This window comes from Pseudomonas saponiphila (assembly GCF_900105185.1).
Taxonomy (GTDB): Bacteria; Pseudomonadota; Gammaproteobacteria; order Pseudomonadales; family Pseudomonadaceae; genus Aquipseudomonas; species Aquipseudomonas saponiphila.
Window position 1 is genome coordinate 289,431 of record NZ_FNTJ01000002.1, and the last position, 21,092, is coordinate 310,522.

Annotated in this window: 23 protein-coding genes; 1 reads left to right on the forward strand and 22 read right to left on the reverse strand. The window is 58.8% G+C overall.

Features of this window, described 5'->3' with window-relative positions; genetic code table 11:
• Positions 1-5: 5 nt before the first annotated feature.
• From atpG to BLV47_RS23285, 17 genes are all read right to left on the reverse strand, one after another.
• Complete coding sequence (atpG, locus tag BLV47_RS23205) at positions 6-866, reverse strand: F0F1 ATP synthase subunit gamma (protein WP_016964880.1); 861 nt, start codon at positions 864-866, stop codon at positions 6-8.
• 50 nt (positions 867-916) lie between these two features.
• The gene (gene atpA, locus BLV47_RS23210; protein WP_016964879.1) at positions 917-2,461 is read right to left on the reverse strand and encodes a F0F1 ATP synthase subunit alpha; all 1,545 of its coding nucleotides are present in this window, start codon (positions 2,459-2,461) and stop codon (positions 917-919) included.
• A gap of 21 nt (positions 2,462-2,482) precedes the next feature.
• The gene (locus BLV47_RS23215; RefSeq protein WP_011064384.1) at positions 2,483-3,019 is read right to left on the reverse strand and encodes a F0F1 ATP synthase subunit delta; all 537 of its coding nucleotides are present in this window, start codon (positions 3,017-3,019) and stop codon (positions 2,483-2,485) included.
• A gap of 12 nt (positions 3,020-3,031) precedes the next feature.
• Positions 3,032-3,502 (reverse strand): F0F1 ATP synthase subunit B, encoded by a 471-nt coding sequence (locus BLV47_RS23220; protein WP_011064385.1) that lies wholly within the window; start codon positions 3,500-3,502, stop codon positions 3,032-3,034.
• Between the two features lie 57 nt (positions 3,503-3,559).
• Positions 3,560-3,817 carry a F0F1 ATP synthase subunit C gene (gene atpE / locus BLV47_RS23225; RefSeq protein WP_002555987.1) on the reverse strand — a complete coding sequence of 86 codons (258 nt, stop codon included), beginning with the start codon at positions 3,815-3,817 and terminating at the stop codon, positions 3,560-3,562.
• Positions 3,818-3,949: 132 nt separating this feature from the next.
• Positions 3,950-4,822 (reverse strand): F0F1 ATP synthase subunit A, encoded by an 873-nt coding sequence (gene atpB / locus BLV47_RS23230; RefSeq protein WP_060841844.1) that lies wholly within the window; start codon positions 4,820-4,822, stop codon positions 3,950-3,952.
• Between the two features lie 16 nt (positions 4,823-4,838).
• Positions 4,839-5,246: a F0F1 ATP synthase subunit I gene (locus BLV47_RS23235; RefSeq protein WP_016964883.1), complete on the reverse strand. Its 408-nt coding sequence runs from the start codon at positions 5,244-5,246 to the stop codon at positions 4,839-4,841.
• A gap of 148 nt (positions 5,247-5,394) precedes the next feature.
• Positions 5,395-6,267: a ParB/RepB/Spo0J family partition protein gene (locus BLV47_RS23240; RefSeq protein ID WP_092318006.1), complete on the reverse strand. Its 873-nt coding sequence runs from the start codon at positions 6,265-6,267 to the stop codon at positions 5,395-5,397.
• 9 nt (positions 6,268-6,276) lie between these two features.
• Positions 6,277-7,074: a ParA family protein gene (locus BLV47_RS23245; protein ID WP_060841845.1), complete on the reverse strand. Its 798-nt coding sequence runs from the start codon at positions 7,072-7,074 to the stop codon at positions 6,277-6,279.
• Between the two features lie 18 nt (positions 7,075-7,092).
• Positions 7,093-7,728, reverse strand: coding sequence for a 16S rRNA (guanine(527)-N(7))-methyltransferase RsmG (rsmG, locus tag BLV47_RS23250; protein WP_177431240.1), 636 nt, complete (start codon positions 7,726-7,728; stop codon positions 7,093-7,095).
• 5 nt (positions 7,729-7,733) lie between these two features.
• Positions 7,734-9,626 carry a tRNA uridine-5-carboxymethylaminomethyl(34) synthesis enzyme MnmG gene (gene mnmG / locus BLV47_RS23255; protein ID WP_092318012.1) on the reverse strand — a complete coding sequence of 631 codons (1,893 nt, stop codon included), beginning with the start codon at positions 9,624-9,626 and terminating at the stop codon, positions 7,734-7,736.
• A 534-nt stretch (positions 9,627-10,160) separates the two neighbouring features.
• Positions 10,161-10,469 carry a hypothetical protein gene (locus BLV47_RS23260; RefSeq protein WP_092318015.1) on the reverse strand — a complete coding sequence of 103 codons (309 nt, stop codon included), beginning with the start codon at positions 10,467-10,469 and terminating at the stop codon, positions 10,161-10,163.
• Between the two features lie 100 nt (positions 10,470-10,569).
• The gene (locus BLV47_RS23265) at positions 10,570-11,352 is read right to left on the reverse strand and encodes a phytanoyl-CoA dioxygenase family protein (RefSeq protein ID WP_244168948.1); all 783 of its coding nucleotides are present in this window, start codon (positions 11,350-11,352) and stop codon (positions 10,570-10,572) included.
• Positions 11,349-12,098 (reverse strand): IS21-like element IS1474 family helper ATPase IstB, encoded by a 750-nt coding sequence (istB, locus tag BLV47_RS23270; RefSeq protein ID WP_062838242.1) that lies wholly within the window; start codon positions 12,096-12,098, stop codon positions 11,349-11,351. The genes BLV47_RS23265 and istB overlap by 4 nt, the downstream gene beginning before the upstream one ends.
• The gene (gene istA, locus BLV47_RS23275) at positions 11,986-13,671 is read right to left on the reverse strand and encodes an IS21 family transposase (protein ID WP_062838241.1); all 1,686 of its coding nucleotides are present in this window, start codon (positions 13,669-13,671) and stop codon (positions 11,986-11,988) included. The genes istB and istA overlap by 113 nt, the downstream gene beginning before the upstream one ends.
• A 203-nt stretch (positions 13,672-13,874) precedes the next feature.
• Positions 13,875-14,042 carry a phytanoyl-CoA dioxygenase family protein gene (locus tag BLV47_RS23280; protein WP_244168949.1) on the reverse strand — a complete coding sequence of 56 codons (168 nt, stop codon included), beginning with the start codon at positions 14,040-14,042 and terminating at the stop codon, positions 13,875-13,877.
• Between the two features lie 10 nt (positions 14,043-14,052).
• Complete coding sequence (locus BLV47_RS23285; protein ID WP_092318018.1) at positions 14,053-15,459, reverse strand: amino acid permease; 1,407 nt, start codon at positions 15,457-15,459, stop codon at positions 14,053-14,055.
• Positions 15,460-15,751: 292 nt separating this feature from the next.
• Here BLV47_RS23285 and BLV47_RS23290 point away from each other — a divergent pair, with 292 nt between their 5' ends.
• Positions 15,752-16,585, forward strand: coding sequence for an AraC family transcriptional regulator (locus BLV47_RS23290; RefSeq protein ID WP_092318021.1), 834 nt, complete (start codon positions 15,752-15,754; stop codon positions 16,583-16,585).
• Between the two features lie 59 nt (positions 16,586-16,644).
• On the opposite strand, the gene mnmE is transcribed toward BLV47_RS23290, so the two are convergent.
• The 5 genes from mnmE to rpmH all read right to left on the reverse strand — a co-directional run bounded on the left by mnmE (position 16,645) and on the right by rpmH (position 20,588).
• Positions 16,645-18,015, reverse strand: coding sequence for a tRNA uridine-5-carboxymethylaminomethyl(34) synthesis GTPase MnmE (gene mnmE / locus BLV47_RS23295; RefSeq protein WP_092318024.1), 1,371 nt, complete (start codon positions 18,013-18,015; stop codon positions 16,645-16,647).
• A 79-nt stretch (positions 18,016-18,094) separates the two neighbouring features.
• Entirely contained in the window at positions 18,095-19,795 is a 1,701-nt protein-coding gene (gene yidC / locus BLV47_RS23300; RefSeq protein WP_092318027.1) for a membrane protein insertase YidC, read from the reverse strand.
• A gap of 2 nt (positions 19,796-19,797) precedes the next feature.
• Complete coding sequence (gene yidD, locus BLV47_RS23305) at positions 19,798-20,043, reverse strand: membrane protein insertion efficiency factor YidD (protein WP_003213574.1); 246 nt, start codon at positions 20,041-20,043, stop codon at positions 19,798-19,800.
• A complete protein-coding gene (gene rnpA, locus BLV47_RS23310) occupies positions 20,036-20,437 on the reverse strand; it encodes a ribonuclease P protein component (RefSeq protein ID WP_208605325.1) in 402 nt (133 codons plus the stop codon). The genes yidD and rnpA overlap by 8 nt, the downstream gene beginning before the upstream one ends.
• Positions 20,438-20,453: 16 nt before the next feature.
• Complete coding sequence (rpmH, locus tag BLV47_RS23315) at positions 20,454-20,588, reverse strand: 50S ribosomal protein L34 (protein ID WP_003213577.1); 135 nt, start codon at positions 20,586-20,588, stop codon at positions 20,454-20,456.
• Positions 20,589-21,092 lie beyond the last annotated feature (504 nt).

Consider the following 21,092-nt stretch of genomic DNA (forward strand, 5'->3'; position numbering starts at 1 on the left):
AACCGTTAAACCGCGGCAGCGCCGCCGACGATTTCCGAGATCTCTTGGGTGATCGCAGCCTGACGCGCCTTGTTGTAGATCAGCTGCAAATCGCTGATCAAGTCACCGGCGTTGTCGGTAGCGTTCTTCATTGCGATCATCCGCGCGGCTTGTTCAGCTGCGTTGTTCTCGACCACCGCCTGGTAGACCTGCGACTCCACGTAACGGACCATCAAGCCGTCCAGCAGCTCCTTGGCGTCCGGTTCGTAGAGATAGTCCCAGTGGTGCTTGAGTTCTTGATCCGGGGTTGCCTCCAGTGGAATCAACTGCTCCACGGTCGGCTGCTGAGTCATGGTGTTGATGAACTTGTTGGATACCACGGACAGGCGGTCAATCCGGCCTTCCAGGTACGCATCCAGCATCACCTTGACGCTGCCGATCAGATCGTTGATCGACGGCTCTTCACCCAGATGGCTGATAGCTGCAACGACGTTACCGCCGAAGTTGCGGAAGAAGGCCGCACCCTTGCTACCGACCACACACAGATCGATCTCGACGCCTTGTTCGCGGTTTACCGCCATGTCCTTGACCAGGGCCTTGAACAGGTTGGTGTTCAAGCCACCACACAGACCACGGTCACTGCTCACCACGATATAACCGACGCGCTTGATAGCACGGTCGATCATGAACGGGTGACGATATTCCGGGTTGGCGTTGGCCAGATGACCAATAACCTGGCGGATGCGCTCCGCATAAGGACGGCTAGCAGCCATGCGCATTTGTGCCTTGCGCATTTTGCTGACCGCCACTTTTTCCATGGCGCTGGTAATTTTTTGCGTGCTTTTGATGCTCGCAATCTTACTGCGAATCTCTTTTGCGCCTGCCATGTAACACCTATCAGGTTAGCAAGCGGGAGCCTTGCGGCTCCCGCTGCGGCTTACCAGGTTTGGGTGGCTTTGAACTTCTCGATACCGGCTTTCAGGCCAGCGTCGATTTCGTCGTTGAAGTCACCCTTCACGTTGATCTTCGCCATCAGGTCGGCGTGATCGCGGTTGAAGTAAGCAATCATGGCCTGTTCGAAGCTACCAACTTTGGCAATCTCGACGTCCGTCAGGAAGCCACGTTCAGCGGCGTACAGGGACAAGGACATGTCGGCGATGGACATCGGCGCATATTGCTTCTGCTTCATCAGCTCGGTAACGCGCTGACCATGCTCAAGTTGCTTACGGGTCGCTTCGTCCAGGTCAGAAGCGAACTGGGCGAATGCCGCCAGTTCACGGTACTGAGCCAGAGCGGTACGGATACCACCGGACAGCTTCTTGATGATCTTGGTCTGAGCGGCACCACCCACACGGGATACCGAAACACCGGCGTTCACAGCAGGACGGATCCCGGAGTTGAACATGGCCGATTCCAGGAAGATCTGACCGTCGGTGATGGAGATCACGTTGGTCGGAACGAACGCGGAAACGTCGCCAGCCTGGGTTTCGATGATCGGCAGAGCGGTCAGGGAACCGGTCTTGCCAGTCACTGCGCCGTTGGTGAACTTCTCTACGTACTCTTCGGAAACGCGGGAAGCGCGCTCCAGCAGACGGGAGTGGAGATAGAACACGTCACCTGGGTAGGCTTCACGGCCTGGTGGACGGCGCAGCAGCAGGGAAATCTGGCGGTAAGCCACTGCTTGCTTGGACAGATCGTCATAAACGATCAGCGCGTCTTCACCGCGGTCGCGGAAGTATTCACCCATGGTGCAACCGGAGTACGGTGCCAGGAATTGCAGTGCTGCCGACTCCGAAGCACTGGCTGCCACGATGATGGTGTTGGCCAGGGCGCCGTTTTCTTCCAGCTTGCGAACAACGTTGGCGATGGTCGATTGCTTCTGACCGATCGCTACGTATACGCAGAAAATGCCGCTGTCTTTCTGGTTGATGATCGCGTCGATCGCCAGAGCGGTCTTACCGATCTGACGGTCACCGATGATCAGCTCACGCTGGCCACGGCCGACAGGGATCATGGCATCGACAGCCTTGTAGCCAGTCTGTACAGGCTGGTCTACCGACTTACGCCAGATCACGCCTGGAGCAACTTTCTCGACCGCGTCGGTCTCGGTGTTGTTCAGCGGACCTTTGCCGTCAACTGGGTTACCCAGTGCGTCGACTACGCGACCCAGCAGTTCCTTACCAACCGGAACTTCGAGGATGCGGCCGGTGCACTTGGCGCTCATGCCTTCAGCCAGAGTGGTGTACGCGCCCAGTACTACGGCACCTACAGAGTCTTGCTCAAGGTTGAGGGCCATACCGTAGACGCCGCCCGGAAACTCGATCATCTCGCCGTACATGACGTCGGCCAGACCGTGAATCCGCACGATGCCGTCAGATACGCTGACGACAGTGCCTTCGTTACGGGCTTGGGAGGTCACATCGAGCTTGTCGATGCGGCCCTTGATAATTTCACTTATTTCGGAAGGATTGAGTTGCTGCATTGCTCTGCTGCCCCTTCAAACTCAAGATTTCAATGCTTCGGCAAGGTTCGCGAGTTTGCCGCGAATCGAGCCATCGATAACCAGGTCGCCGGCGCGGATTACGACGCCACCAATAAGGCTGGCATCCTCCGCAGCGTGCAGTCGCACTTCCCGGCCGAGCCGTGCACTGAGAACCTTGGCGAGTTTGTCTTGCTGTTCTTGGTTCAATGCGAACGCACTGGTCACATCCACATCCACCGATTTCTCTTGCTCGGCCTTGTACAGGTCGAACAGAGCGGAGATCTCCGGCAACAGCAGGAGACGGTCGTTTTCGGCGGCAACGTGAATGAAATTCTGTGCCTGTGCATCAAACTTGTCGCCACACACTTCGATAAAAGTGCTGGCCTTTTCTGCGCTCGTCAGTCGCGGGGCCTTAAGCACGCGCTGCATGGTGTCATCTTGTGACACCGCTGCAGCCAGGCCGAGCATGGCTGACCAAGAGGCCAGCTGCTGGTGGGCCTGAGCGTGCTCGAAGGCCGCCTTAGCGTAAGGTCGGGCCAACGTGGTCAGTTCTGCCATGATCGCCCTCGCTTAAATTTCAGCAGCCAGTTTGTTAACCAGCTCTGCGTGCGCGTTTTGATCGATTGTGGCACCCAGGATCTTCTCTGCGCCGTTGACTGCCAGGCTGCCCAGTTGGGCACGCAGCGCGTCTTTGACACCGTTCAGTTCCTGTTCGATCTCGGCCTGAGCCTGAGCCTTCACGCGTTCAGCTTCGACACGAGCCTGTTCACGGGCTTCGTCGACGATCTGAGAACCGCGCTTCTTGGCTTGCTCGATGATTTCAGCTGCCTGAGCTTTAGCTTCGCGCAGTTGCTGACCCGCTTTATCTTGGGCCAGTTCCAGGTCACGAGCTGCTCGGCTGGCAGCGTCCAGTCCATCCGCGATCTTCTTTTGACGTTCGTGCAAAGCAGCAATGACCGGAGGCCAAATGAACTTCATGCAGAACAATACAAAAATTAAGAACGCAACGGACTGGCCAATCAGGGTTGCATTAATGTTCACGCCAACACCTCGCTCGTTCGTTGTCCGTCACACCAATCAACTCGAATACTCGAGTGATTAGCCAGCGAGTTGACCAACGAAGGGGTTTGCGAAGGTGAAGAACAGAGCGATACCAACACCGATCATGGTTACGGCGTCGAGCAGACCGGCAACGATGAACATTTTAACTTGCAGCATTGGAACCATTTCTGGTTGACGCGCAGCGCCTTCCAGGAACTTGCCGCCCAGCAGGCCGAAACCAATTGCGGTACCCAGTGCGCCCAGGCCGATCAACAGTGCAACAGCGATAGCGGTTAGACCAACTACAGTTTCCATCTTTCCTCCCGACTTTTACGTCGTATGGTTTAGGTTTTTTAGATTAAAGCGGTAAAACAAATCGTTTCATTGACCCGAGACGGGCCCCCTCTCGCCGCAACGAGAGGGACATCAGACTGGTCGAAACCGGTCTTAATGGTTCTCTTCGTGTGCCATCGACAGGTAGACGATGGTCAGCATCATGAAGATAAAGGCCTGCAAGGTGATGATCAGGATGTGGAACACAGCCCACGCCCATTGCAGAACCACACCCATGCCGCTGAGCCACAGCAGGCCGCTGCCGAACATCACAGCGATCAGGATGAACACCAGTTCGCCGGCATACATGTTACCGAACAGACGCAGTGCCAGAGAGATAGGCTTGGCGACCAGGGTCACGAACTCCAGCAGGAAGTTCACCGGAATCAGCAGCGCCTGAACCAGGATGTTCTTGCTGCCGAACGGATGCAGGGTCAGTTCGCCGATGAAACCGCCGAAACCCTTGACCTTGATGCTGTAGAAAATGATCAGCGCGAACACCGACAGGGCCATGCCCAGGGTGGCGTTCGGGTCAGTGGTGGAAACAGCACGGAATGGAATGTGCGGATCGCCCGAGATCAACATGGCCAGTTGTGGAATCCAGTCCACCGGTACCAGGTCGATGGCGTTCATCAGGAACACCCAGACGAAAATGGTCAGTGCCAGCGGTGCAATCACCGGGCTGCGACCGTGGAAACTGTCCTTCACGCTGCCATCGACGAAGCCAACCATGACTTCAACGAAGTTTTGCAAAGCGCCCGGCACGCCGGAAGTCGCCTTCTTGGCCGCCATGCGGAACAGAAGAATGAAGATCACACCCAGTGCGACAGACCAGCCGAGGGTATCGACGTGGAATGCCCAGAAGCCCATTTGCTTGGCTTCTGCTGCGGAGTGGGCAAAGCCCCAGCTCCCATTGGGTAGCTGACCGAAGGTCAGGTTCTGCAAGTGGTGCTGGATATAGCCCGAAGCGGTTGTTTCTGCTGACATGGTTGCCTCAAACGCCCTAAGGTCTCGAAAGTCTTGTTCTCATTAGCAGGGGAGCGAACCAGCTGACCAGTTGGGTCAGCACGAAGACGCCGAATACAGCCAGCGGCGCCAATGGCTTCACACCTGCGAACGTCAGTGCAAACAGCACAGCCGTCAAAATCAGTTTGCCCGCCTCACCGGCATAAAAAGACCGGACGATGGCTTGGGCCGCTCGGGCGCCGGAAAACCGAAATGCCCTGTGAGCGAAATACACATTGGGTAGCAAGGCTATCAGTCCTCCGCAAAGGCCTGAGTATCCGGCTACGACTCCACGCCATTGCCAGAGCGCCAGAGCGGCTATCAGTAGAATGACCAACTGAGCCAGTAAAACCGGAAAAACCGCCAAGCGATGAAACGGCAAGCGGTTTGGCGTGCGTGTTTCCATCGCTCTTGCTCCTCAAGGGTCGGCTGCCAGAATTCAATAACTTGGCATAATTTGTGCCGACAAAATGCGCGCAGAGTATAGGGGCGGTTCAGCCCCTATTCAACTGCCGGGTAGTGATTTCCGACTGCACGCTACATAAGGAAATGTTTCAGCGGATGTGGGCAAGGACGCCTTGCAGCTCGTCCAGGGAGTTGTAGCCGATCACCAACTGTCCCTTGCCCTTCTTTCCGTGGCGGATCTGCACCGCAGAGCCTAGGCGCTCGGCCAGGCGTTGCTCGAGACGGGCGATGTCCGGGTCTGGCTTGACCGGTTCAGCAGGCTCCTGTTTGCTACTCAGCCACTGGCGAACCAGGGCCTCGGTCTGGCGTACGGTGAGGCCGCGTGCGACAACGTGTCGCGCCCCTTCAACCTGTTGATTTTCCGGCAATCCGAGCAAGGCACGGGCATGCCCCATTTCTAGGTCGCCGTGGGACAGCATGGTCTTGATCACCTCAGGCAAGGCAATCAGGCGCAGCAGGTTGGCCACGCTGACGCGGGACTTGCCCACCGCTTCGGCGACCTGTTGCTGAGTCAGCTGGAACTCCTGCTGCAGGCGCTGCAGGGCCACGGCTTCCTCGATGGGATTGAGGTCTTCGCGCTGGATGTTCTCGATCAACGCCATGGCGATGGCGGTTTCATCCGGCACATCGCGAACCATCGCCGGGATGGTTTCCTGGCCAGCCTGCTGGCTGGCACGCCAGCGGCGCTCGCCGGCAATGATCTCGAAACGCCCCCCACCGATAGGGCGCACCACGATCGGCTGCATCACGCCCTGGGTCTTGATGGAGTTCGCCAGTTCTTCCAGCGCCTGAGGGTCCATGTCCCGGCGCGGCTGGTACTTGCCACGCTGGATCAGGTCCAGGGGCAGGTGCTGCAACTCGCGCTGGTCGGCCTGCACCGCTTGTTCTTCAAGGGCACTGACAGTCGGACCACTCAACAGTGCATCCAGTCCACGTCCGAGACCACGTTTCTTGACGGCCATGGGGATTCCTTAAGTTGGCTGGGCGGCTGCGGCGCGGGATTGTTTACGTTGCCGGCGAACCATCTCGCCCGCCAGGGCCAGATAGGCCAGCGCGCCACGGGATTGTTTGTCGTACGCCAATGCCGGCATGCCGTAGCTCGGCGCCTCGGCCAAACGGATGTTGCGCGGAATCACGGTGTCGTATAGCTGATCACCGAAGTGTTCCTTGAGCTGTGCGGAAACATCGTTCATCAGGCTCAGCCGAGGATCGAACATGGTCCGCAGCAAGCCTTCGATCTTGAGTTGCGGATTGAGCAGTTCAGCGATGCGCTTGATGTTATCCACAAGGTCGCTCAAGCCTTCCAGCGCGTAGTACTCGCACTGCATGGGGATAATGACCCCATCGGCGGCCACCAGCGCATTGAGGGTGAGCATCGACAGCGACGGCGGGCAGTCGATCAGAATGTAGTCGTAGTTCTCGCGGATCGGCGCCAGGGCGCTGCGCAGACGGCTTTCCTTCATCTGCATTTCCAGCAGAACCACTTCCGCGGCGGTCAGGTCGCGGTTGGCCGGCAGCAGTTGGTAACCGCCGTGCTCGGAGAAGTGCATGGCCTGGGCCAGATCGCATTCGCCGATCAGCAGGTCATAGACCGAGTTTTCCAAACCATGTTTATCCACACCGCTACCCATGGTGGCGTTGCCCTGTGGATCAAGATCGATCAACAGCACCCGGCGCTTGGTCGCGACCAGGGATGCTGCGAGGTTGATGCAGGTGGTGGTCTTGCCCACGCCACCTTTCTGGTTCGCAATCGCGAATACCTTAGCCATTCTTGCTTGTGTTCCCAATCATGCCGTGCGGCGCAGTATCAGCAGATGGCGTTGGCCTTGGCAACCGGGTACGGCCAAGGCGTGTTCGCTATCGAGGTGGAAGTCTGCCGGCAATGCTAACAGCTCATCCGAGGGATGGACGCCCTTCATTGCCAGCCAGCGTGTATCGCGGTCGCCCAGGTGGCGGGTCCAGTTGGTGAAGTTCTCCATGCTGCTGAATGCCCGGGAAATGATCCCGTTGAACGGCAGTTCAGGAGTGAAGGCTTCAACCCGGCTGTGGATAACTTGCAGGTTATCCAGCTTGAGTTCGAGTTTGACCTGAGTCAGGAAGCGGGTTTTCTTGCCGTTGCTGTCCAGACAGGTGACTTGCGACTCAGGAAACAGGATCGCCAGAGGGATACCAGGCATCCCGCCGCCGCTACCGACGTCCAGCCAGCGACCGTTCTCAATGAACGACATCACGCTCAGGCTATCGAGCAGATGGCGGGAAACCATTTCGTCGGGATCGCGCACCGCGGTCAGGTTGTAGGCCTTGTTCCACTTGATCAACAGGGCCAGGTAACCCAGCAGCAGGTCGTGCTGGGTTGCGCTCAGATTGACACCGAGCTGGCGTGCACCTGTGGATAACTCGTCCGCATGTTGTGGGGTGACCATAGAACTCAAGCGCTTTGCTCCAACTGACGGCCGGCGCCGCGTTTCTTCAGGTGAATCATCAACAGGGAAATGGCCGCCGGGGTTACGCCCGGAATCCGCGACGCCTGGCCCAGGGTTTCGGGACGGGTCGCGCCGAGCTTGATCTGGATTTCCTTCGACAGTCCGGAAATGCCGGTGTAATCGATATCCACAGGCAGTTTGGTGTCTTCACTGGCACGCAGACGGGCAATTTCGTCCTGCTGACGATCGATGTAGCCGGCGTACTTGGTCTTGATTTCGACCTGTTCGGCCACTTGTGGATCTTCAGCGCCCTGCCCGGTCACTTCGACCAGACCAGCGTAGTCGATTTCCGGACGGCTCAGCAGATTCAACAGGTTGTACTCATGGGTCAGCGGCGTGCCGAATTTCTGGGCAATGGCATCGCCCTGTTCGGTGCCCGGACGGACCCAAGTGGACTTCAGGCGTTGCTCTTCCTGGGCAATGCCCTCGCGTTTCTTACAGAACGCCGCCCAGCGCACGTCATCCACCAGCCCCAGTTCGCGCCCCTTTTCGGTCAGGCGCAGATCGGCGTTGTCTTCCCGCAGAATCAGGCGGTATTCGGCCCGTGACGTGAACATCCGGTACGGTTCCTGGGTCCCCAGGGTAATCAGGTCGTCTACCAGCACACCGATATAGGCCTCATCGCGACGCGGGCACCAGCTGTCTTTGCCCTTGGCGCGCAAGGCGGCGTTGGCCCCGGCCAGCAGACCCTGGGCGCCGGCCTCTTCGTAACCGGTGGTGCCATTGATCTGGCCGGCGAAGAACAGACCGCCGATCACCTTGGTTTCCAGGCTGTACTTGAGGTCGCGGGGATCGAAGTAGTCGTACTCGATGGCGTAGCCGGGACGCACGATATGGGCATTTTCCATGCCGCGGATCGATTGCACGATCTGCAGCTGCACGTCGAACGGCAGGGATGTGGATATCCCGTTCGGGTACAGCTCATGGGTGGTCAGGCCTTCAGGTTCGATAAACACCTGATGGCTTTCCTTGTCGGCAAAACGATGGATCTTGTCTTCGATCGACGGGCAGTAACGCGGCCCAATGCCTTCGATCACCCCGGAATACATCGGCGAACGATCGAGGTTCGAGGCGATGATCTCGTGGGTGCGGGCATTGGTGTGGGTAATCCAGCAGCTGACCTGTTGCGGATGCTGTTCTTTGGAACCCAGGAACGACATCACCGGAATGGGTGTATCCCCAGGTTGCTCGGTCATGACCGAGAAATCCACAGAACGGCCATCGATGCGTGGCGGAGTACCGGTTTTCAGGCGGCCCACCCGCAGTGGCAACTCCCGCAGACGTTGTGCGAGAGCGATAGAGGGCGGATCACCTGCGCGACCGCCGGAGTAGTTCTGCATGCCAATGTGGATAAGTCCGCCGAGGAAGGTGCCGGTGGTCAGCACCACCGACTCGGCGAAGAACCGCAGTCCCATCTGGGTGACCACGCCCCGCACCTGATCCTGTTCCACGATCAAGTCATCAGCGGCTTGTTGAAATATCCACAGGTTGGGCTGGTTCTCGAGAATCTCGCGTACCGCGGCCTTGTATAGAACACGGTCGGCCTGGGCGCGGGTAGCACGCACGGCTGGGCCTTTGCGGCTGTTCAACACACGAAACTGAATACCACCTTTATCGGTCGCCATGGCCATCGCGCCGCCGAGGGCATCTATCTCCTTGACCAGATGGCTTTTGCCAATACCGCCGATCGCGGGATTGCAACTCATGGCACCGAGGGTTTCCACGTTATGCGTCAGCAACAGGGTTTTGGCCCCCATGCGTGCTGATGCAAGTGCTGCCTCGGTACCGGCATGACCGCCGCCGATGACGATCACTTCAAAACGGGAAGGGAAATCCACCACGCACCTCGTGCCTGCTTCAAGTAGGAGTAATTAGGAGTAGTTGTCGGGTTGGTTTTTGGACCAAGGCGGCAAGTATAGGGACTTAGCCCTTCCTAAAGAACCCTTTGCACAAAATTTAACCAGCTGTGGATGACTGACGGACAATAGAAATTAAAAGAGAGAAATTTATTAAATCCTTGTTTTTATGTTTATTCTTATACACATGCCTTTCTGTGGATAAATCTCTACAGGCCTTTATATTCAATATGTACAGAGGTTTTAAACTCTGTGATTAGGTAGCCAGGAGGCCCTTGGATAAGCGGTTTAAACCTGTGGATGAATGGGGTGGTTATCCACAGAGGTGGTTTTCCTCAGTTTTGAGGCCCGGTTATCAACTGAGCTGAAGGGCAGTTATTCACAGGGCTTAATCCACAGAAAAAAGCCGTGCCCGGGATAATCCGGGGACACGACTCTGGCTTGCAGCGCATTCAGTGGTTATCAGAGAGAGAGGAAACAGACAGGCCGCAGGAGCCTGTCTGTGGATAAGCAGTATTACTCGGGCTGTTTGACCAAGCGCCCCTGGACCCACCAGCTCAGCCCGAGCAGCACAACCACCAGCAGTGCCCAATACTGCTTGGTGTTGTTTGGCGTCGCTTCGCTCACCGGTGCAGCTGCTTCTCTATCAGCGGACACCGGCTCCGCTGTCGCTATTCCAGCATTGAGAGGGGCAACTTCAGCTTCCGCGGAGACAGACGTGGCCACCTGCTCTGGCGCTGGTGCCTGATTCGAAGAAAGCTGAGCCCAGGTGCCTTGGCAGACAAGGCTCAGACCGAGTACCGCAAGATAGCTAAAAAAGCGCATAAACACCTTCCATCCATTTGAGGCTGCGATCACGCATGCTGGTCGGGCTCTGGTTGTATGCCTATCAGCTGATTCCGATTCTGCCGCGGACCACAAGTGCCTAAAACCGGGGCTGCTCCGTCCACAGGCAAGGAAAGAGTTCATGTTCCATTGGCGCCCCAGCCGGCAGTTGCGAGGCCAGGCCTGGAAACTCCGGAGACGTCCGCCAGGGCCTGGGGGCATGCCGCATATCTTCCCCCAGAAAGCGCAGGGAGAAGGCGCGCCGTCGCCTATCTCCACCGACGCCACCGGCTGCATGCAAGGTCAGCATGTGGAAAAACACCGCATCCCCGGGCTGCAGATCCCAGCCAAGAATGTTCCATGCGTCTCGATCGGCCTCGATATCCGGAAGATCCGTGAGACTGCCTTCGGGGAACCATTTGGCCTGGTTATCCAGGAAGGTACGGGGCATCAGCCAGGGCCCCAGGTGCGAACCGGCGACAAACTCCAGGGTCGACTCCCGCGCAACCGGATCCACAGGCATCCACATGCTGCAGTTCTGTCGCCCCTCGACGTTGTAGTAAGGCTGGTCCTGATGCCAGGGAGTGCGCTGCCGGGTATTGGGCTCCTTGACCAGCAGATGGTCGTGATACAACCGAACCTGTGCACAACCCATCAACTGCGCGGCTACATGGCCGACCCGGCTATCGAAGATAAAGCGTCGATAATCAGGGTTCTCCTGCCAATTGCAGAAGTCCTCGAAAAACCAGCCGGGATCGTCGGGCAGGCTGGCGACCTTGGCCCGCTTGCGGATTTCGGTGAACGTGACCGAGCGTTTCGCTAATACGTGACCGGTGCTTCCACCCCGGTTGCGCGGGTTCTGGATTGTAATCGCATCGGTCACGATGCGGCTTGTTCCTCGGCTTTTTTTCGGCGCAGCGACTCGCCTTTCATCGTCAGTCGGTAGGCGTTGTGCACCAGGCGGTCGAGGATGGCATCGGCCAGGGTCGGGTCGTTGATCCAGCCGTGCCAGTGCTCGATGGGCAGTTGGCTCGTCAGGATGGTGGAGCGGCTGCCAGCGCGGTCGTCGATCACCTCCAGCAGGTCATGCCGGGCTCCTTCCTCCAGCGGGGCTAGCGCCCAGTCGTCCAGCACCAGGACGTCGACCTTTGCCAGCTGTTGCAGGGTACGGCCGAAGCTGCCGTCGCCATGAGCGATGCGCAGTTGTTCCAGCAGGCGCGGGGTGCGCAGGTACAGGGTGCTATAGCCCTGGCGGCAGGCCTGGTTGCCCAGGGCGCAGGCCAGCCAGGTTTTGCCGGCACCGGTCGGGCCGGTCAGCAGCAGGTTGTGCTGCTGGCGGATCCAGTCGCCACTGGCCAGGGTGGCGATCAGACGCTCGTCCAGGGCGCGTCCGGTGCGGCGGTCGAGATCTTCCAGGCAGGCGTTGGCGTACTTGAGCTTGGCCTTCTTGCGCAGCCGTACCAGGCGCTGGTTGTCACGCCAGGCCAGTTCGCGGTCGAGCAGTAGGCCGAGGCGTTCATCGAAGCTCAGGCTGTGGCTGGCCGGCAGCGTCCATTGCTCTTCCAGGGCGCGGGCCATGCCGTCCAGGCGTAGCTGGTGCAGTTGATTCAGGGTGTGTTGCGGCATCATCGAACAGCTCCTGTTGCGGGGGTTGGTAGTAGTCGGCGCCACGGACGTTCTCGTGGTCGCCGGGTAAGGTCGTTTCGGCGGCACGCTGGGGCAGCGGCTGTTGATCCAGGCCTTGCTGGAGCAGGTTGCGCACGCTGCGCCCGGTGAAGGCGCGCAGGTGTACGGCACGTTCGGCAGCGGCTTCCAGGCGTGCATTGCCATAGCGCCGGGCCAGCGAGAGCAGGCCGAGGCAGGCGCGGTAGCCCATCTCCGGGTGCGGCTTGTGGGTCAGTTGGTGATCGATCAGTTGGCGCGTGTAGGGGCCGATCCGCGCGCCCCAGTCGAGCAGGCGTTGTGGCGTCCATTCGCGATGCGCCTGGTGCGCCGCGGGCATGTGCTCGCGCTGGGTACTGTAAGCGCCGCGTCGCCCCAGCAGCAGGTGGCTGGCCACCCGCCGGTTGCCATGCAGCACTTCCAGGGTGTGTGCCGTCAGTCGCACGTCCACGTTCTGCCGGGCCAGGGCGGAGGGCACGCTGTAGAAGCTGCCATTGACCTCGATGTGGTAGTCGATGCTGACCTTGCAGCGCTTGAAGGTGGCGACCTCGTAGGGATGCACCGGCAGCGCTCGCAAGGCCGGGCGATCCAGGCGCTCGAACCAGTCGCGCCGGCAGCCATCGAGCCGCTTGAACGGGCGCCGATTCAGATCCTCCAGCAGCTCGGCGATGGCCTGGTTAAGCGCATGCAGGCTGAAGAACTGCCGATGGCGCAGCCGCGCCATGATCCAGCGCTCGACCACCTGCACCGCCACCTCGGCCTTGGCCTTGTCCTGAGGCTTGCGTGGCCGTGCCGGCAGGATCACCGTCTGGTAATGACGCGCGCACTCCAGCGTGGCCCGGTTCAGGCCCGGCTCGTAGCGATCCGGCTGGGCGACCAGGGCGCGCGGATTGTCCGGCACAACCATTTCCGGCACGCCGCCAAAGTAGGTCAGAGCCTGGCCCAGCGAGGTCAGCCAGTCCACCTGGGTTTCGCCTGGCGTCGCGCAGGCATAGGTGTAATTCGAGGCGCCCAGGGCGGCGACGAAGATGTGCGCCCGGCGCACTTCGCCGGTGGCCGGGTCGACCACCGGCAGCGTCGGCCCGGCATAGTCGATGAATAGCTTCTCGCCCGCACGGTGCAGCTGACGCATCGAACGTTTGAGCGTCTGGGCGTAGCGCCGGTAGTGCTCGACGAACTGGGTGTAGCGGTAGGTCGGCTGGCCCGCATGCGCGGCGAGATATTCCTCCCACAGCAGCTGCAAGGTCACGCCCTTGCGTCGCAACTCGCGGTGGATGCTCAGCACATCGGGCAGCACTCGCTCACCGCGCGGCTTGTTCGTCGACGTCGGTGCAAACAAGGCGGCCGCCAGCGCGGCCTCGTCCATGGCCACCAGCGCCGGCCAGTCCAGCCCGGCCACCCGCGCCGCCGCGATGTACTTGCTAACCACGCCCTTGGACAGCTGCAAGGCACGGGCAATCTTCTCGTGGGACAAGCCGGCCTCAAACTTGAGGCGCAGACATTCTTTGATGTTTCGCATGGCTACTCGCGGCGCCGCCATCTTCCTCTCCCGAAATCGGTCGAGGATGGCGGCGCATCAGGTCATGCGCAACGAAGGGGAAGGCTTTCGCTAAGTCGTGACCGGCGATTTCGGTAAGCCGTGACCACCTGTTTCGGAACAGGCGGAAAATCGGTCACGTTGCTACCGAAATGAGCGGTCACGCGTTAGCGAAATGACCGGTCACGATCAACCGAAACGGCCGGTCACGGTGCTCCGAAATCCGCAGCCCGCTCACTGGGTTGCGCCAGATTGTGTTCGATACCCTGCTCCAGCAGCGCCACTTCATCTGCGCTGAACAACTGGCGAATGCACACCGCTCCATCACGCTGAAATGCTTCTACAGTGGCGGGCGGCAACTCGAATGTTCGCATGGACATATCCCTATTCATGAGTTTCAAGACCGGGCTCGGTCACAACCCCGTGTACAGCGGCCGGTCTGATCCAGATCCAGTAGGCCAGAGACAGCAGTGCCAGCCAGCCCACTCCCACATACAGTGCCAGGCGTGTGTCGGCAAAAGCCCCCAGCACGGCAAAGATGAACAGCATGAAAACCACGGCGCAGGCCTGGCCGGCAATTCCCAGGGGCACCGGAAACTGCAGCTCGTGGACTTCCCGAGTTGTCAGGCCACGACGCATTGCGATCTGCGACAGCAGGATCATCAGCCAGACCCACACCACGGAAAACGTCACCAGGGAAGCGAAGACCAGGAACAGTCGTTCCGGCACCCAGTAATTGAGAAGCACGCCCAGCAGCAGCGCCACCGACATCACCAGCACCGTCATCCAGGGCACGCCGAAGCGTGAGGTTCTGGCAAACACCGCCGGTGCCTGGCCGATGGCGGCCATGCCGTACATCATGCGGCCGGCACTGAAGATATCGCTGTTGATGGCGGACACCACGGCCGAAATCACCACGATGTTCAGCACCGTGGCCGCCGAATCTATCCCCAGGCTGCTGAAGATCTGCACGAACGGGCTGCCCTGGCTGCCGATGCTCGACCAGGGAGCCAGCGTCAACAGGATCAGCAAGGTGAAAACATAGAAGATCAGGATCCGCAGTGGCACCGAGTTGATGGCCTTGGGAATCATGCGTTGCGGATCCTTGGCCTCGCCGGCAGTGATGCCTATAACTTCGATTCCGCCAAAAGCGAACATGACAATGGTGAAGGAGGCGATCATGCCCTCGACGCCATTCGGGAAAAAACCGCCGTATTCCCAGAGATTGCCCAGCCCCCCACGGCTTTGTTCGTCTCCGAGCTGGATGCCGAAGAACAGCAAGGTAAAGCCGCCGACGATCATGGCCACGATGGCGCCAACCTTGAGCATCGACAGCCAGAACTCCAGCTCGCCGAATACCCGGACGCTGCACAGGTTCAAGGCGCCGATCCCCAGGACGATGCTCAGTACCCAGATCCACCTGGGGGTTTCGGGAAACCACAGGCCCATGTAGACGCCAAAGGCGGTGACGTCCGCCAGGCACACCATGAGCATCGAAAAGGCGTAGCTCCAGCCGGTCAGGAACCCCGGGAAACGCCCCAGGTAGGTGCTGGCGTATTGTCCGAAGGAGCCGGAAACCGGTGTCCTCACCGCCATTTCCCCCAGCGCGCGCATGGTCAGGTAGATGGCCGCACCGCCAATCAGGTACGCCAGCAGAACCGAAGGGCCGGCCCGTTGGATCGCCGCCGCTGAACCGTAGAACAGGCCCGTGCCGATGGCAGAACCCAACGCAATGAAGCGGATATGCCGGGTACTCAAGCCACGGTGCAATGCAGAATTCGCGCTAGCCATTTCTATTCCTTGAATGCCGGACTGTTTCCTCAGGTGTACAAACCTGTCCATCCACCAGGATGCAAATCAGGTACCACTTGGGAAAACCAATAAAAAGCCGCGAAAAACCTGATTTTTCGGGAAAAACAAGGAGAAATGGCCCTTCTTCGAAAGAGGGTTGTTACTCAAGACCGCAGCTTTATCAGCTGTCGTGCGGGAGGGGGGTAAAGGTAACGTCGCTCTCCCCTGGGCCGGTAAAAATCGCAAAATCTGCAAATCTGCCGTCGCTACAGTGGAGTGCCAAGGAGCCCTTATGAAACCCGCAACCCGAATCCATTACGGCCAGCGCATGGAGCCGGTGCTGCGTTGGCTGGCAAGCCATCCACACAGCGATCCGGACCTGTACCACCTGGCGGACCTGGCCTGTATGTCGGCTTACCACTTTCACCGCATTTACCGCGCGATGATGGGAGAAACGCTGAATGCCACGGTGCAACGGATGCGCATGCATCTGGCTGCCGCGGCACTGGCAGGTACGCAAGAGGACCTGGCCGAGGTGGCCTTGCGTGCCGGGTATGAATCGGGAGCTGCCTTCAACCGGGCATTCTCTGGCGTTTTCGGGGTGCCACCAGGGCGGTATCGCGCAACCCGTTCCCGTCCTTTCGACCCAAAGGAGTCAAATATGTACCCCATTACCATTGAACATTTCCCTGGCGTTGTCCTGGCGGCATTGCCTCATCAGGGTTCCTATCAGGAAATCGGTCCGGTGTTCACCCGTGTTTTCATGCTGGCTGCCAGCCAGGGGCTCATGCACCCGACCGCCTGCGGGTTTGGTGTGTACTTAAATGACCCCGAGCAGGTTCCGACCGAACAGTTGCGTTCCCTGGCCGGAGTCTCGGTCGCGCCTGATGCGGATCTGGGTGAAAAGCTGGAAAGGTTCGAAATCCCTCAAGGGCGCTACGCAATACTGAATTACGTTGGCCCCTACAACGAGATGGGCAAAGCCTATGCCTGGATGTTCTCCGAGTGGCTGCCCGAGAGTGGCCTGACGCCGGGGAATTTTCCGATGTTCGAACAGTATGTAAACGATCCGCGCTCCACCCCGCCTGCACAGCTGCAGACACGAATCTACCTGTCAGTGGAGTAAAACCGAGCGCTACCGGCAGGGCTGTGGATAACCTTTGCCGGAGCCCATCGGGGGCGAATCTACTTGCCGATGCAGAAACTGGAGAAGATCCGCCCCAGCAGATCATCGGAACTGAAAGCCCCGGTAATTTCCCCCAGGGACTGCTGGGCCTGGCGCAGATCCTCGGCCAGCAGTTCGCCGGCACCGGCCAGGGTCAGCTGGGCACGGCCATGCTCCAGCGCGGCACTGGCGTAGCGCAGGGCCTCGAGGTGTCGGCGGCGGGCACTGAAGCTGCTTTCCGACGTCTGTTCATAACCCATGCAAGCCTTGAGATGCTCACGCAGCAAATCCAGGCCGACGCCTGCAGACATCGCACTTAGACTGATGGTTACGTGGCCATCATCACAGGTTTCCAGGGCAATGGGCTCGCCGGTCAAGTCGGCCTTGTTGCGAATCAGCGTAACCTTGGCCGGATCCGGCCGCTGTTGCAGGAATTCGGGCCACAAAGCGAAAGGATCCGCGGCCTCGGCTGCAGTGGCATCCACCACCAGCAACACCCGATCCGCTTCACTGATGGCTTTGAGTGCCCGTTCGACACCGATCTTTTCCACCTGGTCTTCGGTATTTCGTAGCCCGGCGGTGTCCACCACGTGCAACGGCATGCCATCGATGTGGATATGTTCCTTGAGGATGTCCCGGGTGGTGCCGGCGATATCGGTGACGATGGCTGCCTCGCGCCCGGCCAGGGCATTGAGCAGGCTGGATTTGCCGGCATTGGGACGACCGGCGATCACCACGGTCATGCCATCACGCAGCAAGGCACCCTGCCCGGCTTCACGCAGTACTGTGGATAACTCATCGCGCACTGCATCGAGCATGCTGAGGACATGACCATCGGCGAGGAAGTCGATTTCTTCCTCGGGAAAATCAATCGCCGCTTCGACGTAGATCCGCAGGGCGATCAGTTGCTCGGTCAAGTTATGCACACGCTGGGAGAACGCCCCCTGCAACGAACGCAAGGCGTTGCGCGCAGCCTGTGCCGAGCTGGCTTCGATCAGGTCGGCAATGGCTTCGGCCTGTGCCAGGTCTAGTTTGTCATTGAGGAACGCACGTTCACTGAATTCCCCCGGCCGGGCCAGGCGGCAGCCCAGTTCCAGGCAACGCTGCAGCAGCATGTCGAGAACAATCGGCCCGCCATGGCCCTGAAGTTCCAGGACGTCTTCCCCGGTAAAGGAGTTCGGCCCCGGGAAATACAGGGCGATGCCTTCGTCCAGGACCTCAGCCTGCGAACTGAGAAATGGCCCGTAATGGGCAAAACGCGGCTTCAGTTCACGACCACTGATGGCCTTGGCCGCCGCGCCCGCCAGGGGCCCGGAAATCCGTACGATGCCCACGCCGCCGCGCCCTTGGGCGGTGGCGATGGCGGCGATGGTTTCACGAGGGACATTCATAACCCGACATCCAGACAAAAGTGACAGATAGCAAAACGCCCCACTAGGGGGCGTCTTGTGTGGTTATCCACAGCGTAGGTCAGGCAGCCGCTTTCTTGGTGGCCGCTTCGATCTTACGAGTGATGTACCACTGTTGAGCGATCGACAGGCAGTTGTTCACTACCCAGTACAGCACCAGACCGGCCGGGAACCACAGGAAGAAGAAGGTGAAGATGATTGGCATCATTTTCATCACCTTGGCCTGCATCGGATCCGGAGGCGTCGGGTTCAACTGCTGCTGGATGAACATGGTGGCGCCCATGATGATCGGCAGGATGAAGAACGGATCCTTGATCGACAGGTCGGTAATCCACAGCATGAACGGCGCCTGGCGCATTTCAACGCTTTCCAGGAGAACCCAGTACAAGGACAGGAAGACCGGCATCTGCACCAGGATCGGCAAGCAGCCGCCCAGCGGATTGATCTTCTCTTTCTTGTACAGCTCCATCATCGCCTGGGACATTTTCTGACGATCGTCGCCGAATTTTTCCTTCAGCGCGGCCAGTTTCGGAGCTACGGCACGCATACGCGCCATCGATTTGTAGCTGGCAGCCGACAGTGGGAAGAAGATCCCCTTGATCAGCATGGTCAGGAAGATGATCGACCAGCCCCAGTTACCCACCAGGCTGTGGATATGTTGCAGCAGCCAGAAGATCGGCTGGGCGATGAACCACAGGAAGCCGTAGTCGACGGTCAGTTCCAGACCTGGGGACAACTCTTTCAGCACGGCCTGGCTTTTCGGACCGGCGTACAGAGTGGCGCTGGTTTCGGCCTTGGCACCTGGAGCGACGGTCATCGAAGGGCCGGTGTAGCCAATGATGTAGTTACCCTTGCTGTCCTTGCGCGCCAGAACCTGATTGTTCTCGCCTTTTGGCGGAATCCAGGCGGTCACGAAGTAGTGTTGCAGCCAGGCTACCCAGCCACCCTGAACGTTTTCAGTGATTGGGGCCTTGGTTTTATCCTCGTTCACCTTGTCCATGTCTTTCATGGACACTTTTTTGTACGGCTCGGAACTTGTCCACAGGGCGGCGCCCAGGTAAGTCGCAGTGCCGGTGGCGGTGCTGGAGGATGGATCGGAACTGGCGTCACGCTTGAGCTGGGCAAACATTGCACCGGTCCAAGGTTGTGCGCTTTCGTTGTCGATCAGGTAGGAAACGGTAATGTCATACAGGCCACGTTTCAGGGTGAAACGCTTGATGTAGTGGACGCCGTCCTTGCTGAACTTCAGGTCGACCACCAGTTGGTCCTGACCGTCAGCCAGTTGATAACTTTTCTTTTCCGAGGAGTAGATCGGACGACCAGCCGGGCTTGCGTCCGGGCCATTGCTGCCAATCAGGCCGCTTTGTGCCAGGTAAGTCCGCTCATTGCCGTTATCGAACAACTGGAACGGGATTTCCGGGTGGTCTTGACGACGTGGATACAGTGGCAAACGCAGTTGCGCGATATCCCCACCTTGTGGATCGACAGCCAGGTCGAGCACATCCGTTTTGATCTGAATGAGATCTTTGCTTGCAGCAACGGGCGCTTCAGCCGGTGCAGTGGTGTCGCTTGCTGCGCGCGGAATGTCGTCGTTGGCAGCGGAAGTGCCATTTGGCGTGTCCGGCAAGCCCGGAGTGGTCGTGCTGGAAGCAACATTCTGAGTCGGCAGGGCAGCCTGGCCATAATCCTGGTTCCATTTAAGAACCATGACATAGGACACGATTGCCAGGGCGACGATCAGGATCGTGCGTTTGATATCCATGATTACTCGGCCATCGAAGAAGAACGGGAGGTAGGGATAGGTGGAACCGGGTCATAACCACCGGGATTCCACGGATGACAGCGACCTAAACGACGAAAGGTCAGCCAGCCACCGCGCAGAAGGCCATGATTTTCGATGGCTTCTAACGCGTAGCAGGAACAACTGGGGTAGAAACGACAGTGATTGGCCATCAGAGGACTAATGGCATAGCGGTAAAACTGGATCGGAACGAGTGCCAGTTTACGCATCGGGACTGTCTACCCCTACAGTTTCGGATTTGACTGCTGGTTCCGGCTTGCTGCGCGCCAGACGTTTCCAGAGTTTGCCGAAATGCTGAATCAATTCGGGGTTTTCTACATCGCCCAAACCTTTGCGCGCGACGATAACGATATCCCATCCGACCAGTGAATCCTGGTGGAGACGAAACGATTCGCGCATCAGACGCTTGAGGCGATTGCGCTCAACGGAGAGCTTTACGCTCTTTTTCCCGATCACGAGCCCCAGACGGGGATGATCCAGGTCGTTGTTGCGCGCAAGGAGCAGGAGATTTTTCCCCGGAACCTTGCCGGTAGGGGAGTCAAAGACCGCCTTGAAGTGCCGGGGTGTAAGCAGACGCTTTTCCCGACTGAAGTCCTGACTCACCTCCAGTGCCGGATTATCAAACTGCCAGACGCGCACGACCTTTGGCGCGACGACGCGACAGGACGGCACGACCGTTCTTGGTAGCCATGCGAGCACGGAAACCGTGGGTACGAGCGCGTTTGATAGTGCTTGGTTGGAAAGTACGTTTCATGTCGTGTTACCTGGTTCGTCCACAACGGGCCGGAATGGCCCCCGTTTTAAGAGATCGGCGATTCTAGAGAAAGCAAGCCTCTAGGTCAATTTCCAACCAGCTTTTCCTTTATCTATGTATGTCCGGGGACGGGGTTGTGAGCCAGGGTCAGGTAGATATAAAAATAAAGAAGGAAAGTATTTAAAGCTTTTCTGTAAAGCTTATAAAGGCTAGGGACGGCGCCTTCTGTGGGTAACTGGCTTTAGCCCTTATATTCCGTACTGTACAGAGAATGACAACACGGTTGAGAAACGGTGTCCTCCCTGTGCTGCGCTATCGGAAAACCTGTGCGTGGAACGAGCAGTTATCCACAAGCGACTTACCCACAGCGTTTCGACCCGAGTTGTGCAACGACCTCAAGCGGGGTTATCCACAGAGCTTATGCACATACCGCTGGTCGTGTTTATTCGGGGTAAGACGTTGATTCTTAGTGTCCTGAGGGCACGCTACATGTGGATAAGTGGG